Source organism: Cytobacillus sp. IB215665 (assembly GCF_033963835.1).
Classification (GTDB): domain Bacteria; phylum Bacillota; class Bacilli; order Bacillales; family SM2101; genus Nanhaiella.
Genome location: NZ_JAXBME010000001.1, coordinates 179,921 through 196,973, shown reverse-complemented (window position 1 = coordinate 196,973; position 17,053 = coordinate 179,921). Strand labels below are relative to the sequence as shown.

General features: G+C 36.6%; 19 protein-coding genes. 1 reads left to right on the top strand and 18 read right to left on the bottom strand.

Annotation, left to right across the window (positions count from 1 at the left end; translation table 11 throughout):
- Positions 1-50: 50 nt before the first annotated feature.
- The 13 genes from atpE to rpiB all read right to left on the bottom strand — a co-directional run bounded on the left by atpE (position 51) and on the right by rpiB (position 10,371).
- Positions 51-275, bottom strand: coding sequence for a F0F1 ATP synthase subunit C (atpE, locus tag SLH52_RS00865; RefSeq protein WP_214480865.1), 225 nt, complete (start codon positions 273-275; stop codon positions 51-53).
- 87 nt (positions 276-362) lie between these two features.
- Entirely contained in the window at positions 363-1,097 is a 735-nt protein-coding gene (gene atpB / locus SLH52_RS00860; protein WP_320207416.1) for a F0F1 ATP synthase subunit A, read from the bottom strand.
- 7 nt (positions 1,098-1,104) lie between these two features.
- The gene (locus tag SLH52_RS00855; protein ID WP_320207415.1) at positions 1,105-1,485 is read right to left on the bottom strand and encodes an ATP synthase subunit I; all 381 of its coding nucleotides are present in this window, start codon (positions 1,483-1,485) and stop codon (positions 1,105-1,107) included.
- Between the two features lie 2 nt (positions 1,486-1,487).
- The gene (locus SLH52_RS00850; RefSeq protein WP_214480868.1) at positions 1,488-1,712 is read right to left on the bottom strand and encodes an AtpZ/AtpI family protein; all 225 of its coding nucleotides are present in this window, start codon (positions 1,710-1,712) and stop codon (positions 1,488-1,490) included.
- A gap of 195 nt (positions 1,713-1,907) precedes the next feature.
- The gene (locus SLH52_RS00845; protein WP_320207414.1) at positions 1,908-4,178 is read right to left on the bottom strand and encodes a S8 family serine peptidase; all 2,271 of its coding nucleotides are present in this window, start codon (positions 4,176-4,178) and stop codon (positions 1,908-1,910) included.
- A 58-nt stretch (positions 4,179-4,236) separates the two neighbouring features.
- Complete coding sequence (locus SLH52_RS00840) at positions 4,237-4,443, bottom strand: hypothetical protein (RefSeq protein ID WP_320207413.1); 207 nt, start codon at positions 4,441-4,443, stop codon at positions 4,237-4,239.
- A gap of 256 nt (positions 4,444-4,699) precedes the next feature.
- A complete protein-coding gene (wecB, locus tag SLH52_RS00835) occupies positions 4,700-5,845 on the bottom strand; it encodes a non-hydrolyzing UDP-N-acetylglucosamine 2-epimerase (protein ID WP_320207412.1) in 1,146 nt (381 codons plus the stop codon).
- 184 nt (positions 5,846-6,029) lie between these two features.
- Complete coding sequence (gene upp / locus SLH52_RS00830) at positions 6,030-6,659, bottom strand: uracil phosphoribosyltransferase (RefSeq protein ID WP_320207411.1); 630 nt, start codon at positions 6,657-6,659, stop codon at positions 6,030-6,032.
- 313 nt (positions 6,660-6,972) lie between these two features.
- A complete protein-coding gene (gene glyA / locus SLH52_RS00825) occupies positions 6,973-8,214 on the bottom strand; it encodes a serine hydroxymethyltransferase (RefSeq protein ID WP_320207410.1) in 1,242 nt (413 codons plus the stop codon).
- Positions 8,215-8,331: 117 nt separating this feature from the next.
- Entirely contained in the window at positions 8,332-8,784 is a 453-nt protein-coding gene (locus tag SLH52_RS00820; protein WP_320207409.1) for a GNAT family N-acetyltransferase, read from the bottom strand.
- 203 nt (positions 8,785-8,987) lie between these two features.
- The gene (locus SLH52_RS00815) at positions 8,988-9,236 is read right to left on the bottom strand and encodes a DUF2621 family protein (protein WP_320207408.1); all 249 of its coding nucleotides are present in this window, start codon (positions 9,234-9,236) and stop codon (positions 8,988-8,990) included.
- Positions 9,237-9,339: 103 nt separating this feature from the next.
- Entirely contained in the window at positions 9,340-9,912 is a 573-nt protein-coding gene (locus SLH52_RS00810) for a TIGR01440 family protein (protein WP_320207407.1), read from the bottom strand.
- Positions 9,913-9,933: 21 nt separating this feature from the next.
- Positions 9,934-10,371: a ribose 5-phosphate isomerase B gene (rpiB, locus tag SLH52_RS00805; protein WP_320207406.1), complete on the bottom strand. Its 438-nt coding sequence runs from the start codon at positions 10,369-10,371 to the stop codon at positions 9,934-9,936.
- Positions 10,372-10,614: 243 nt separating this feature from the next.
- On the opposite strand from rpiB, the gene SLH52_RS00800 reads away from it, so the two are divergent.
- Positions 10,615-11,145, top strand: a complete 531-nt coding sequence (locus tag SLH52_RS00800; protein WP_320207405.1) for a YfiT family bacillithiol transferase — start codon at positions 10,615-10,617, stop codon at positions 11,143-11,145.
- 517 nt (positions 11,146-11,662) lie between these two features.
- Here SLH52_RS00800 and SLH52_RS00795 read toward each other — a convergent pair.
- From SLH52_RS00795 to spoIIR, 5 genes are all read right to left on the bottom strand, one after another.
- Positions 11,663-12,961 carry a methyl-accepting chemotaxis protein gene (locus SLH52_RS00795; RefSeq protein ID WP_320207404.1) on the bottom strand — a complete coding sequence of 433 codons (1,299 nt, stop codon included), beginning with the start codon at positions 12,959-12,961 and terminating at the stop codon, positions 11,663-11,665.
- Between the two features lie 214 nt (positions 12,962-13,175).
- Entirely contained in the window at positions 13,176-13,610 is a 435-nt protein-coding gene (locus SLH52_RS00790; protein ID WP_320207403.1) for a low molecular weight protein arginine phosphatase, read from the bottom strand.
- A 277-nt stretch (positions 13,611-13,887) separates the two neighbouring features.
- Complete coding sequence (locus SLH52_RS00785) at positions 13,888-14,439, bottom strand: manganese efflux pump MntP family protein (protein WP_320207402.1); 552 nt, start codon at positions 14,437-14,439, stop codon at positions 13,888-13,890.
- Positions 14,440-14,673: 234 nt separating this feature from the next.
- Entirely contained in the window at positions 14,674-15,717 is a 1,044-nt protein-coding gene (locus tag SLH52_RS00780; protein WP_320207401.1) for an L-threonylcarbamoyladenylate synthase, read from the bottom strand.
- Positions 15,718-16,149: 432 nt separating this feature from the next.
- A complete protein-coding gene (gene spoIIR / locus SLH52_RS00775) occupies positions 16,150-16,767 on the bottom strand; it encodes a stage II sporulation protein R (RefSeq protein WP_320207400.1) in 618 nt (205 codons plus the stop codon).
- Between the last annotated feature and the right edge of the window lie 286 nt (positions 16,768-17,053).

The window sequence follows — 17,053 nt, the reverse complement described above, 5'->3', positions numbered from 1 at the left end:
GTTCTTTGAACATGTTCTTCGCCATTACCCCACTAATCAAAGATCTACTATTATGAACCCATTACCATAAATGCGATAACAACAGCGATGATAGGAAGTGCCTCAACTAGTGCAACCCCAATGAACATTGTTGTTTGTAACATACCACGTGCTTCAGGCTGACGAGCCATTCCTTCAACTGTACGAGATACAATAAGACCGTTACCAATACCAGCACCTAGTGCTCCTAAACCAATTGCAATTGCTGCTGCTAATAAACCAACAGAACCTGTCATAATAAAAAGTCCTCCTTTAATTTGTGAAAGTAATAGTATGATTTAAAAAGATGTGTCCAAAAATTAATTTTGAACGAGTAGATTTATTTAATGGTCATGGCTCACTTTGTGTGCCAAATAAACCATTGTTAACATTGTAAAGATAAACGCTTGAATTGCACCAACGAATATACTGAAACCTTGCCAAGCTAACATAAGCGGAATTGAAGCTATAGTTCCAATAATTCCAGAACCGATACTTTCAAGGTACCCACTTGTAGCCAAACCAGCTAGTAACCCTAGAAGGATTTCACCTGCGAATATATTCCCATAAAGACGAAGACCCAGTGTTAATGTGTTAGCAAACTCTTCGATAATCTTAAATGGCAACATAAAAGGAAATGGTTTGATGAAGTCTCTTCCATATTCTTTTACACCTTTCATTTTCACACCATAATAATGTGACAATCCAACAACCATTATCGCTAATGTTAGCGTAACGACTGGATCAGCAGTCGGTGATTTCCACCATAGCTCACCATTTACTTGAACCGCAAATGGTAGACCTAACATATTGGCAACAATGATGTATAGGAATAACGTTAATCCTAACGTTAAAAATCTTCCACCTGTTTGCCAATCCATCGAGCTATTTATAATTCCTTTAATAAAGTCTACTACCCACTCGATGAAGTTCTGCTTACCTGTTGGTTTCATAGATAGTGAACGAGTGCAGATGACTGCGATAATAAATACAATTGTAGCAGTAACTAGCATCATTAATACGTTACTTAAATTAAAATAAAGGCCAAAAAATTCTGCAATTGGAGCTCCATGATTCATTTATTATTCACCTCTCTTCCCCGCGATGAATGAGTTGAAAAAAATAATCTATTATAATGACGATATAGATCGTCATTAATCCCAATATTGCTGAGTATAAATGAATCTTGTCTGGATATTGTAATGCAATATACACGACAAGTGCAGCTGAAGCCATCCGATTAAATGTTCCTAGCGAACGAACTTTAGTACCTTCTTTCACCGCTTTAGTAAACCGGTTTGACCTACGAACCATGATCCATAAATTATACAAACTTATTACTGTACCAAGTATCAGCCCTAAAAAAACCGATTGATATGGTGTGAACCCCCAACCTAACACGTAGATTGAAAGCAGAAATAATATGTATTTTCTATAACGTATAGACATTTGCTGCAAATCTTGCATAATTAGGAATCTCCCGAAAAATAGTGGTTGATCAGGCGCACCATAGCAAATACACCAGCTGCTAGTCCAATAAGAAGACCAATAATTAAAAACAATGGTGCCGTTTCCAATTTACTATCGATCCATCTTCCAGAAAAAATGCCAAATAAAACTGAACCTACTAGTTGCGAGAGAATGGTCGACATTAGTGCCATCGCTCGTAAAGGGTGTCGTTGGTTTTGACGCATTCCGACATAAACCTCACAATAATACTTTTCAAAACACCATTGAAAAATGTCTGAAAAGTCTTGTTTTTACCCGCTTGTAAGCCTTATTTTTTACATCCTTTGTAAGCATACAATAGCACATAGTCAATGTCAATCTGTTTGTTGTGAAATGTTCACATTACATAAGCCGACAAAATGTTATATTATTAGATTACACTATTTTTCGTTGTTAGCGATGTCTTCTATTATTACCATTGTTTCAAACGAATCCTCTCTCCCCTCTTTTTTGGCAAAGACAATTGCTTTATAAACACCTTCAGCTGGAACTTCATCAAACGATAATGTTTTTTCAAACAAACCTCGCTCTACATCCTCTTGCCAGTCTAAATATGTAATAAAGTGAAATGTATCAGGATCATATAAAGCTATAGCTAATTCTTCAGCTCCACCAGGCAAATATAGCTCATATTGATATGTAGCTGGTTCATCTCCAATTGTAAATTCAAAGCCCATCACCCTTGGATAATCCGGTTCATCTACTACAAAGAGATAGGGTAATGTGATACGTTTGTTATTTTCTCTTATGACAAATGTTCCTGTATATAAACCACCCTCAAACATATTTGGAGTAATATCAAATTTAACATCAATTCGCTTCTTCTGTTTAGGCTGTAAAGTAAAGGACATAGGCAAACCCCATTGTAACCCCGCCTGATGCTTTGGATATTCGAATGAATAAGAAGCACGCTTTGTAGATTGATTTTCAATGGTGAGTGTCACTTTTTTCGTTTGTCGAACATCCTCTGTTTGAAATTGCCCGAAGGCAACTGAACTAGGATATATTAAAGTACTTGCTCTAATGGCTTCGGCAAGTTGAATTCTTCCAGCACCTTGTTCATACGGCTCATATAAACTACCATCATCCTTCGTTAGAGTTTTAGCTGTATTCATTAAAGCTGCCTTTACTTGCTGTGGCGTCCAATCAGGATGAGCTTGCTTTATTAACGCGCATGCCCCTGCCACATGGGGAGCCGCCATACTCGTGCCTTGTAATTGTAAATAGCCATTCGGGACGGTACTATCAATCGCCACGCCTGGAGCGACAATATCAGGCTTAATACCCCAAGTATACGTTACAGGTCCTCTTGAACTAAAGTCAGCTAACACGTCCTTACTAGGTCGTTGAGATGTATACAATAGCCTCTTACCTTCTTCATGCCGTGCCTTTAGCCATATGCCATCCTGCTGTGACATTGATACTACAGGAATTGTTGGCTGCTCCTCAAGAGTTCCTAGGAAATCTCCTTCTTTATGATTATAAATAATTACTCCAACCGCACCTTCTTCTTGAGCATTTAATGCTTTTTCTGTAAAGGTAATCTTTCCGCGCTCAATAAGGACAATTTTCCCCTTTACACCAACTAGTTCTTCTTTTGTACCAAGACCCCCAAGAACAAATGAAGTCGGTTTGTTTATGTCCCAAGCATTTGAACCTTGCATGGAAGATAACTCGATCTCTTCATCATGAAAAGGGACCTTAATAAAAGGATTATGCATTGGAGGAGTAGAAGCACCCACAGAAATAGATTTTGCAGACGTACCAGGTGAGCCGACCGTCCATATGCTAGGACCAGAATTACCACTTGACGTGACAGCAATGATTCCCTGTTCAACAGCTTTATCAAGCGCTAAACTAGTAGGCCAATCCGGCCCATTCACTGTAGTTCCAAGAGATAGATTAATAATATCTACTTGATCTTCAATCGCTTTTTCAATAGCTGCAATGACCTGATCACTCGTGCCAACTCCTCCTGGACCTAATGCACGATATGCGATAATTTCTGCTTCTGGTGCGACCCCTTTCACCTTTCCATTCGCTGCAATAATTCCAGCTACGTGAGTACCATGCAGTGTAGGTAACCCTTGGGCAGCAATCGTCTCCATTGGGTCATTATCATCGTCAATAACATCAAATCCACCTCCGTAGTTTTTTTGTAAATCTGGATGTGTATAATCTACCCCTGTATCAATGACACCGACTCTCATACCCTTTCCAGTTAGTCTTACATTCTCAGGATCAAACAGCCCCCTTACTTCGTGACCACCGATAAAAGGAACACTCTTTTCAAGCGTTACACGATATGTGGAAACTGAAGAAGAGTGCTTCACCCATGATTTCTGTATTAGTTTATGTATATCTTGTGACTTACCTTCTACGGCAAACCCTTTAAAGGCTATTTCATATATTTGATAAACACGTATTGAAGAAAGTGAGTTGGATAATTGCTTTTTCGCACTTTCAAAATGCTCTTCCTCAACGACAATAATAGCCTTCTCTTGTTTATTCGGAACAAATTTTGGTATAGGAGGTCTATCAGGGTAAGTTATAACTTGATTTGCTGCTTTAAACTCATCATGATGATAAGGATTCAATGATAGAAGTAAGATAAGAAGAACTACTAGGTTCATTTGCCTGAATAATCGCATAGCATCACCTCAGGCTATAGTTTTATACGAATGGAATGATTTTATGTGAGAAAACATGTTAATTTCGAGTAAAATGCGGTGTTATTGTCCAAAAATTATACTTTACTGTCGAAACTTCTAGGTTTACTGTCCAAACTTCTGGGTTTACTGTCCAAATCAACGGGTTTACTGTCCAAACTACTAGGTTTACTGTCCAAATCAATGGGTTTACTGTCCAAACTTCTGGGTTTACTGTCCAAACTTCTGGGTTTACTGTCCAAATCAACTAGTTTACTGTCGAAGCTGTACCTGTTAATGTCCAAGCAACCACTTTTATTGTCCAAACTAAAAAAGACTGACAATCATCAGTCTTTTTTAATTGCTGTTTTCACTTTCGTCCTAAGAGCCAAACACGTACACAACTAGAGTTCGTCGCATCTTTTCTCCTGGACGACAATGACTACCATATAAAACTACTTTTTTGGTGCTAATTGAATAACAATAGCAACAAAGTTTGCGAAAAGAGCGTGTTAAAAAAATAACTATATTAAATAATCTGCTGGTCTATTAGCTAATTGTTTAAAATAATACTTTATGGCTTCCGCTATACGCTTAGATGCTTCACCATCACCATATGGATTACTCGCTTGTGCCATTTTCTCATATTCTTCCTTATTTGTGAGAAGTTCAGTTGCTAACTGATGGATCGTATCTTCATCAGTTCCTGCTAATTTTAATGTACCTGCATCAATGCCTTCAGGGCGTTCGGTTGTGTCACGAAGGACAAGGACAGGGACTCCTAAGGAAGGTGCTTCTTCTTGAACGCCACCTGAATCTGTCAAGATGAGGTGAGCTCTTGAAGCAAAATTATGAAAATCAATCACATCTAATGGTTCAATTAAGTGAATGCGTGAATCATTTCCTAATACGTCATTTGCCAGCTCTCTTACAGCTGGATTTAAGTGAACAGGATACACAACTTGAACATCACTGTGTTCTTCAACAAGACTTTTCACCGCACGGAATATATTCAGCATCGGTTCGCCAACATTTTCACGACGGTGTGCTGTTAATAAAATTAGTCGATCATGACCAAGTTGATCTAAAATACGGTGTGTATACTGATCCTTCACTGTCGTTGTTAACGCATCAATCGCAGTATTCCCTGTAATAAATATTCCTTGTTCCTCTTTATTTTCATTTAAAAGGTTCGTTTGTGCTTTAGAAGTTGGAGCAAAGTGTAAATCAGCTAATACTCCCGTTAATTGCCTGTTCATTTCCTCTGGAAACGGTGAAAACTTGTTCCAAGTACGAAGTCCAGCCTCTACGTGACCGACAACAATTTTGTTATAATACGCAGCAAGACTCGCCACAAAAGTTGTTGTAGTGTCACCGTGTACAAGTACGATATCTGGTTGTACTTTTTTCATTACATCTTCTAAGCCTTGAAGTCCTCTCGTTGTAATATCAGTTAATGTTTGACGTTCCTTCATAATATTCAAATCATAATCAGGCGTAATTCCAAAAATATGTAAAACTTGATCAAGCATTTCTCGGTGCTGAGCGGTTACAGTTACAATCGATTCGAAATGCTCAGATTGTTTTTGTAATTCTAGTACTAGCGGTGCCATTTTAATTGCTTCAGGACGAGTTCCAAAAATCGTCATCACTCTTATCCGTTTAGTCATCACAAGACGCCTCCACTAACATTGTTATCTTAGTTATTCCATTTGACTACGTAAAGATTAAACGAAAAAGGTCAAATTCATTAACCCTCAAGCGTAAATACAATAGATTGAGAGGAATCAGACCCTTAACAAACCTAGAAAATCAAGTAAAGTCTGCTCTACTTGATTTTCAAAAAATATGAACTTATTTCGTTCCGAACAATCGATCACCAGCGTCACCTAAGCCTGGAACAATATAGCCATGGTCATTAAGTTTTTCATCTAAAGCAGCAAGATATATGTCAACATCAGGATGTTCAGTTTTAACTACCTCAACGCCTTCAGGAGCAGCGATTAAACACATTAATTTAATGTTTTTGGCACCACGTTTTTTTAATGAATGAATTGCTTCAACTGCTGAACCTCCAGTTGCTAACATCGGATCCACTACAATAAAGTCACGTTCAGCAACATCAGAAGGAAGCTTCACATAATATTCAACTGGCTTCAATGTTTCTGGGTCACGATACAGTCCAATATGTCCAACTTTTGCAGCAGGAATTAACTTTAGGATGCCATCTACCATTCCTAAGCCAGCTCTTAAAATAGGAATAATACCTAATTTTTTCCCTGTTAATATTTTTGAATTTGTTTTATTAACAGGTGTTTCAATAACCGCATCTTCAAGTGGAAGATCACGCGTAATTTCAAATGCCATGAGTGTCGCTACTTCATCAACTAATTCACGGAATTCTTTCGTACCTGTATGTTTATCTCGAATATATGTAAGTTTATGTTGAATGAGGGGGTGATCAAACACATATACTTTTGCCATCTTAATATCTCTCCTTTTCGTTTTCACTTCAATTGATTTTACAGAAAAACCTCCAACAGTTCAAGTTTCACTTAAGAAAAGCGCCAGCTACTCAATCCCATCTCATTTAAAGGGTCATCATATTAATTCTTATAATAAAATGCTCTACAAAAAAACATATCGATGAGAAATGCATTATAAATAACACTCTTCAAATGAGGATAGTATTCTTTATAGATTGCAGTCTCGATTTCAATCGATTAATTACCTAAATTTAACACTTTATTACGAACAAAAAGCTAGACTCGCAAAATGCAGTCTAGCTTATGTCATATTATTTCTCTTCATATAATGGGAATTTCTTAATTAAAGTTGCTACACGTTCTTTCGCTTCTTCTAGCTTTTCTTCGTTATCATGGTTATTGAGCGTAAATGCAATGATTGCAGCCGTTTCTTTCATAGCCTCTATATCAAAGCCACGGCTTGTTACAGCAGCTGTACCTATACGAATTCCGCTAGTAACAAACGGACTCTCAGGATCAAATGGTATTGTATTCTTGTTCACTGTTATACCTACATCATCAAGTATTTTTTCAGCCAATTTACCTGTAATATTCAACGAACGAACATCTAGTAAAACAAGGTGATTATCAGTACCATCTGAAACGAGTGTAATGCCTTCTTCTTTTAAGCTCTCAGCAAGTTGCTTAGCGTTAGCTATTACATTTCCTGCATACTGTTTAAAGCTGTCTTCAAGTGCTTCACCAAATGAAACTGCTTTTGCAGCAATGACATGCATAAGCGGGCCACCTTGTATACCCGGGAAAATTGATTTATCAATCTTTTTACCGTACTCTTCCTTACATAAAATCATACCACCACGTGGTCCACGTAATGTTTTATGAGTTGTCGTTGTAACAAAATCTGCAAAAGGAACTGGATTTTGATGTAAGCCTGCAGCTACCAAGCCTGCAATATGAGCCATATCAACCATTAAATAAGCCCCTACTTCATCAGCAATTTCTCTGAAACGCTTAAAGTCTATTTCTCGTGGGTATGCACTTGCTCCGGCAACAATTAATTTAGGTTTGTGCAGTTTAGCTTTCTCTAAAACATCCTCATAATTAATACGATGAGTATCTTGATCTACACCATATTCAACGAAATTATATTGGACTCCACTAAAATTGACGGGGCTACCATGAGTTAAATGACCACCGTGGGATAAATTCATTCCTAGCACTGTATCGCCTTGTTCAAGGACCGTAAAATACACAGCCATATTCGCTTGTGCACCTGAGTGTGGTTGCACATTTGCATACTCAGCACCAAAGATTTGTTTAGCGCGGTCACGCGCAATATCCTCAACAACATCAACATGTTCACAGCCTCCGTAATAACGTCGACCAGGATAACCTTCTGCATACTTATTTGTTAGTACAGATCCTTGTGCTTCCATTACTGCTTCACTTACAAAATTCTCAGATGCAATTAATTCAATTTTTGTGCGCTGTCTAGTCAATTCTTCATTCATTGCTTTAAAAACGGTTTGATCTTGCTGCGATAAGTTTTTCATGTAAATCCCCTCCGATGGCTTCTGCCCATATGTTTTTTTCCGAAAATTAATTTCTATTATAGCACATGATTATACCCCAATCTACGAAAAAAAGAACAAACAACACTCATTGTGGCGTTATTGTTCGGAACTACCAACATTCAAACCTTTCCCCATTAATACATGCGGAATGCCGTCTTCCATAAAAACATCAGACAAAATATCATAACCCAACTTTTTGTAAAAGCCTTCTGCTTGCGTTTGACCGTGTAACTTCACTCTTGTTATTTGTTTATCCTCGGCTATTTCTTCAAGTGCTTGAATAATGACTTTTCCAACACCAAATTTACGGTATGGAGCTAAGACACATATTCTTTCAAGTTTCCCTTGTCCATCAACAAAACGAATTCTACCAGACCCTACAGCTTCATCGTTGATAAAAACAAGAACATGATCACATTTTCCGTTTAATTGATCGTATTCATCAAATTCATCTTCTAACGGTACCCCTTGTTCCTCTACAAACACTGTTGTTCTAATATGAAATGCCGTTTTTAATTCATTCTCCGTTGTAATCCGCTTTGTTTTCATCATGTATCCTTTCTTGTAGAAACGATGCTATCCCTATGTTTATTTCGTATGACGTTGTCACCTAAAAAACAATTTCTTTGTTACAAACTAAGATAATCTATGAAAAGCCATGTTAAAAATTGATTTAACTGTTTTAATAACATCGTTATTGGAAACATTTTTATTGTCATCACGCATTAACTGATTGAAAAACAGTCAACAAACTATCCCATTATATCCTTGTACGGGGTAAGGTCGATGTTTTTGGCTTTTAACACATCAATGACACGCCCCTTCATGTTTCCAGGTGCTGCCATAACATACCCTCTTATAACTTCATCCATTGATATTTTATTATCTGATATTTCAAGGATTCTTCTTTCAATTCCCTTTTTAGCCATTGGTCGCGCAAAAACTGGAATTAGCTTAAGTAACTCCTCATATAGTTCTTTTGCATCATTTTCCCATTCCATTGTCATCATCATCCTTCCATTTAATATTAATAAGATTCTTACACGTATGATAAATTCCACACTAATCACAGGTAGGCAAAAGCGCTGTTAAAACAGAAAAAGATTAACATTGTTTATTTTCTTTGTTACTCGCATAAACAGCTCGTTCACCACCGATAAGCTTTGGTCTTGATTTAGCAAGGGTTACATGAGCATGTCCAACTTGATTGATGGAGCACCGAACTGGAACAGCCACATGTTTAATATGCATCCCGATAAAAGTATCACCGATATCAATACCAGCATCTGCTTTTATAAACTCTACAACAACCGGATCAGCGAAATGGTGATAAGCATATGTAGGTACCGATCCACCTGCAGAACGAATAGGTGTTACTGTCACTTCTGTGAGCTGTTTTTCTAGTGCTGTTTGCCTTTCCACAACTAACGCCCTGTTCAAATGTTCGCAGCATTGAAATGCAATTTGTAAACCATACATCTCTTTTAACGCCATACATTCTTTTACGACCATCTCTGCAACTTCCATCGTACCAGATGTTCCAATTCGTTCACCTAAGATTTCACTCGTACTGCAACCAACGACTAACAGCTGTTGATTCCCTAGCGATGCAATTTGTTGGAACTCACTTAAAATCATATGTAATTGCTGCTGCCATTTTAATATTTCAGCACTCATGTCGGCTCGCTCTCCTTCATTTTATTTTTCGTATTCAGTAATTTTGTTAACTCGATTCTCGTGTCGTCCACCTTCAAAGTCAGTAGTCAACCAAACTTTTGCAATCTCTCTTGCTAGTCCAGGGCCTATTACTCGCTCACCCATAGCCAAAATATTGCTATTATTATGTTCACGCGTTGCTTTAGCGCTGAATAAGTCATGAACAAGAGCACATCGAATTCCTTTCACCTTGTTAGCCGCAATACTCATCCCGATCCCAGTACCACATATTAATATACCTCTATCAACCTCTCCACTCACTACTTTCTCCGCAACTGGAAGTGCATAATCAGGGTAATCAACTGATTCGCCACATTCACAGCCTAGATCAACATAATCTATGTTCATCTCTTCCATTAAGCCTTTAATTTCTTCACGAATATTTACTCCACCATGATCTGATGCAATTGCTATTTTCATTATTAAGCCTCCATTTTTACGTAATATTGTCCCAAAGAGGTATCCGTCTATATGATAGTTTATTTGGAATAGAACAAGCAAATACTTTATGCACATTGTTACACGTAAATTTTAAATCTCTTCCGAGCTGAGATCTATTCAGTAAAAAGATTATATAGTTTTGATCTAACCTTTAACTATTTAATAAACTTTTTTTCGTGTAAAATAATGTTAAACATTCAATTGCAGTAAGGAGGAAGACAAATGGAAGATTTACGATACCCGATAGGTAAACCTAAGCTAGACGATAAATTATCCAAAGAACAACTAGACCTATGGATCAGTCAAATAGAAAAAACACCTTTAATGCTTCAACAAGCTGCAAAAGGTTTATCGGAAGAACAGTTAAATACCGCGTATCGGCCAGAGGGATGGACGGTGAGACAGGTTGTACATCATGTTTCAGATGCCCATATCAATGGTTTTATACGATTTAAGTGGACGCTGACTGAAAATGAGCCACATATTAAAGCTTATGATCAACAAGGATTTGCACAGTTACACGATTCCTCATCAGCACCGATTGATTTATCACTAGATCTATTAACAGCTCTACATAAAAAATGGGTAGTATTATTGCGCTCATTACAACCTAGCGATTTAGAAAAGCAGTTTATTCATCCAGATTCAGGAGTAGTTAAATTAAAAACAGCTATTGGTATATATGCTTGGCATGGGCGACATCATATCGCTCACATTACAAGTTTAATAGAAAGAAAAGGTTGGAATAAATAACGAGAAAGGAATTAATGGAGGATTATAGGTAAAACGAATTTCCGCACAACACTTTATGATAATGTTGCTTTGACATTAATACAGGCACTTTTTTTAGTAAGCACCTACAAAATGACTAGAGCTCCTTTAGTAACACCGTAGTAACAAACGTTTATGAACAGACTTATGATCACTTTGTTGCTGATTTTATTTAATAAGAACTGTATGGTGAGCTTTATGATAGCTCAATCATTTTAAAAGTAGAAAAGATGCCACGTACGCTAAATATATACGAACATACTTATACGAAAAGCAACAATCCATGCGAAAATAGCCTATTAAAAAAGTTTTAGTTTGCTATAAATATTCTTATAGCTAACTAAAACTTTTTTGCGTCATATTCTCAATTAATTATACTCGTTAACTTATTGACAGTGTTTATCGTTATTCGACCTACTCACAATAACACCAAACTAAGATCTTTTACGCTGATCTCTTTCGTGTGTGTAATACGAACTTAGTTCGCCATAATACGTAATTAACAATTAAATTGTTGTATCGTTTTTTTCAAGTTATCAGCTTGTCCAGATAATTCAGTTGCAAGTTTATCAATATTTTCAATAACTAATGCCTGTTCGTTCGTAGAGGCTGCTACTTCTTCTGCTCCTGCTGATGTTTGCTCAGCTATTGCAGCGACTTCTTGTGATTGTACAGCAGTATGATTAATACTATCCATCTGACGCATCACGTATTTAGTAATATATTTGACCGCTTCAACCACTTCATTTACTGATTCAGTCATTTCTGCGATGGCTTGGTTTGTCTCTGATCCTTTATTTGCCTCGTTATTTGCTACATTTACTTGATCTGTAATTTGTTGAACGACATTCTGAACCTCAAGCTGAATATTTTTAATTAACTCAGTTATTCCTTGGACGGCTGTTCCACTCTCATCCGCAAGCTTACGAACCTCTTCTGCTACAACGGCAAATCCTTTCCCATGCTCCCCTGCACGAGCAGCTTCTATCGATGCATTCAACGCTAACAAATTCGTCTGCTCTGCAATATCGCCAACTAATGAAATAATATTCTCTACTTTATTTGCATTCTCTTCTAATCTACCAACCGCATTTAAAGATTGTTGATTATTTTCCGCTAAACTTTGAATTCCTGAAACGAGAGAATGTATAACTACTTTACTATCATTTAAGCGGTTAACCATCTCTTTAGAAAGGTGTTCAGATGCTACTGCTTTATCTTGTACTTCTTTCGCCAACATCAGCACATCATCAACAGATTCTGCTGTACTTTGAACAGCAACAGCTGAACTATCTGCTCCTTTAGAGATCTCCTCGATCGTGTGAGCAATGTTCTCAGCTTGTACCGATGCTGAATTTGTAGCAGCTGATATTTCTATCACTTTGTTATTTGTATTTGCAAAATTATCTTCAATATTATGTACCATTTCTCTTAAACTCTTTAGCATCTTATTAAATGCAATAGATAATGATCGAATCTCATCATCCGCTTTTTTCACAGGAACATCTTCATTAATTTGGCCATTCGCTGCATTCATTGCAACCGCTTCTAATTTTTGTAATGGTTTAGTTATCAACCCTGCAACTAAATATGCCAATATACTAGACCAAAAGATCCCTAACACTAAAGTAATGATCGTAAAAGTTTCTTCACTTAACGCAAAGTAACCATTAACGAAATCATAAAAATAATAGATGCAGATCGCTGAAGTAGAGTATGTAATTAACGCTACAGTGGTAATAAACAATACTAGCTTAAGTCTTAAACCAAATTTATACCGTTTCTTCTTCTCTCCCATAATAAGATTCCCCTTTCCATAATATAAAACAATATATCCCCTTGTATATTTATGCTGTTTGCGCATTGATGTTTTTGTCGTACTAAGAAATAAGCACATATACAACTAGTGTTTCGTGGCATCTTTTCTTCTATAAAATGATGCCAATCGCGTAAAACCTCATTTAGCTATTCGGGTTTTACAAAAATTACAACAAAGTTTAAGAAAAGCACCTTTATATAAGTTTTTTATATAACTTCTCAATTAACCGTTCTAACTCAAGCATTGTTTGACGATACGTCTGTACCGAGCCACCAAACGGATCACTAATATCTCCACCTTCACCTTCAACAAATTCTTTTAATGTATAGGTTTTGTATAGAGCTTCGGGAAATGCATTCACAATGAGATGCTTATGGTTGCTTGTCATCGTCAAAATATATGTGGACCAATCAATATGTTCTTTTTCAAGCTGACTAGAATTATGATCTAAGACAATATCTTTTTCTCCAAGTACTTCATTAGCGTTAGCTGATGCAGTGCTTCCATTGTTTGCATAAATACCCGCTGATCGAACTTGAATATTACCCATGTTTTTATGTTTTAATAACGCTTCTGCCATTGGGCTGCGACACGTATTCCCAGTACATACAAATAGTATCTTTGTCATTCTAATCCTCCGATGCTATTAGATCTATATATGACTTTCGTTCTAGCTTCTATGATGTTTGATATTCTTTGATTTACGCCATATTTTACAAAAAATTATACCATCACTACCATTATAATCGAAATTTGTCGCATTATATAGGTAATAATATACATTTATTATTATTTTATGCAAAAAAAATTAACCTTATGGTAGCTAAGGTTACTAGAAGGACAAGTATAAAAATCCAATACGGATGAACCAGGTTTTTCTAACTATACTATACATAATTATTTCTTCAAGCCAAAAGTAGTTTAATACCAAAAGCAAATAAAATACTTCCCCCTAATGCTTCTCCATATGTTCCTAACCACCTTTGAGCTGATCTACCTAATAGCAACCCTGTCCAAGTCAAGACCATACTCACTAGACCAAACATACATATGGTTATTGCTGTTCTCGCTCCAAACATCCCTAAACTTAAACCTAAAGAAAAACTATCTAAACTTACACTTAAAGCAAAGATAAGTAAACCGAATCCAACAGGGGTTATTAATGATGATTCATCTTCTTTTAAGGAAGATATAAACATTTGGATACCGAGTAGTAATAATAATACACCACCAGCATATGAAGTAACTGCACCGAACTGCTCGGACAACAACCTTCCAATAACCATTCCTACCAATGGCATCCAAATGTGAAAGAAGCCTATCGTCACACCTATATAAAAAATTTGCTTTAGACGTAGAGGGATTAATCCCATCCCAAGACCTACAGAAAAAGCATCCATACCTAAAGCAAATGCCATGATAAATAAAGTAACTATTTCTCCAAATAGCGTTCCCATTGTCCTCCTACCTCCTACACTTTATCTAGTAAAGGAAGTTCAAACATCCCTAAGACCAGTCTAGATAAACATATGCAAAGGCTATTTTCGATTTGATTGTTAATTTTCGTTATCGTTCGTGTTATCTTGTTATTAAACCGACGACATAACAACGCAAATAAAAATAGCCTATCTAATTACATAACGACTTTCTTAAACATATGCTTGTACTGTTGGAAATAGAAGAAAAGGGTACTATTTTTGTTTTATCGTCTGATGTGCTGCAGCTTTCATTAAACGATTCATAATTGCATGGCCAATTCCTTCATAAGGAAAACTCTCACTTAAAATAACATCTACTTGTGTGTCATCAAATTTTCTAAGAACACCATATAAATTACTAGCAACACTGTACAAATCGTTCCTTTGTCCGCAACTTAAAACGACATCTGCATTGTATTTATGTTTATTTTCATCAGTAGTTATCACTCCAACACGTTTTCCACTAGCTCTTCGTTTATCAATGTTTAATTGCAAAAAATCACTTGGTCCCTGCACAATGAACAGTGGGGCTTGTGGGGCATAGTGGGTATATTTCATTCCAGGTGACTTAGGTGTTTGACCTTCTTCAACTAAAGCATGATCTATGTCCACCTTCCCCACAACCTCCTCAAGCTGCTCTTTTGTTATACCACCAGGTCGGAGTATTACTGGTATTTGTCCTGTACAATCTAAGACAGTTGATTCAACACCTACTCCAGTAAGGCCACCATCTAGTATTCCAGCTATTTTGCCGTTTAGATCATCGTGTACGTGTTTTGCTGAGGTAGGACTTGGTCGTCCAGAAAGATTCGCACTGGGAGCAGCAATTGGTAACTGACTTGTTCTAATTAACTGTAAAGCTATTTCATGGTTAGGCATTCGAACGGCAACAGTACGTAAGCCAGTTGTAACTTTGTCAGAAATTCCATCTTTTTTCATTAAAACAATCGTTAATGGACCTGGCCAAAAATAATCTATTAACTTCAATGCTACATCCGATACATTTTTCGCAATATCATACAACTGCTTTTTCTCTGCAATATGAACGATAAGTGGATTATCGCTTGGTCGTCCTTTTGCAGTGAAAATTTTAGTCACAGCCTCGTCCGACAAAGCATTTGCCCCTAATCCATATACAGTTTCAGTCGGAAAAGCTACAACCTCATTTTGATTAAGCAACTGGGCAGCTTGCTTAATATGTGGATAACTTTGTGGATTAACCATGTTGTCATCCACAACCCAAACTTTAGTACTCAACTTTCTCACTCCTATCTTCTTAGCTGCAGTAGTTACTTATAAGTATTATTATGTCAACATTAGTATCTTCATCAATATACTATTTTAATTTATAACCACCATGTTGATAAGCTATTAAAACTATAAAATATTCAACACTAGAAAACAAGCTTTATCCACAAAATGTGGATAAAGCTCATGATATAGTGGATAACTTGTGGATTACTAAAACTAGAATATCAAATAGAGAGATTATTTCATTTATCTAAATAACACATTTTTATTAATTAAGGCTGTTTTTCGTAATAATTATTGTTATTATACGAATGTAATACAATTATTCAATTAACGTTCATGGTACTTTCTCTTCTTTAAAAACAATGGCTATTTGCTAAAACCAATATCTTTCCTCACCGATTTAGTTAACTTTGCAACATAGTTCTGAAGTGAGTCCTAATCAAACAACTTTGAAAGCCATTCGATAAGAAAAAACCTCACTTTAACCTTTTCATCTTGCTTTTCTTTCATCTGCTTAAGTTCATTCCCACTGTTATCATTCATATCAACTGCTTCACCGTTAGAGAAATCTAAAAAGCATAAAGGAGGAAATAAAACACACCACCAATTAGCTCCAGCTCCATCACCTAACGTAATTAAAATTGCCTCATATTCGCCTGCAGGATACAAATAGTTTCCATATAATTTCGTTGGAAAACTTACTTCGCCAAAGTCTACACTAGCAATTTGTTTACTACCTTGGTTACTTAGTACCGATTCAACAATTTGCTCTATCATATGAACACGGGTATTAATTAGTTTTCTTGCCTCTTCAATCGAAGTCAATTCTTCAACCCATTGTGTAATTTGTTCATTGACCTTATCTCGAATGAGCCTTTTCAAAGCCTGATCTTCACTAGAATCACTATTAGCAAGTATACGCAAACGTATCGCCTCATCTGGAATAATGACAGTATCATTTGCCTGGACATTTGTTTGCTCCCCGTAAAACACAATATTTACTCCAAAAACTAATAATAAAATATATATAATAGCAATGTTTTTCTTCCCCATTTACTAGCACCGCCCCTTCACTAAAACAGTGTGGACAATATAAAAAAATCTTAAACTAGTAAAATGAAAAAAATCTAGTAGAGGAACAGAAAAGCGCAAGGCGCATGCTTATCGGCGACAAGCATAAGGCGAGCCGGCTAGAAGGGTGCTTTTTAACCTTCTCGTCGGATTGACTTATGACCTCGAGCCGATTGCGCCTGTAGCTGGACAAAGAAAAGCGAAAGTGCCTTGTTTATCCCCGACAAGCGCTGGAAGCATTTCACTTGAAGTCGCTTTTTGACTTCAT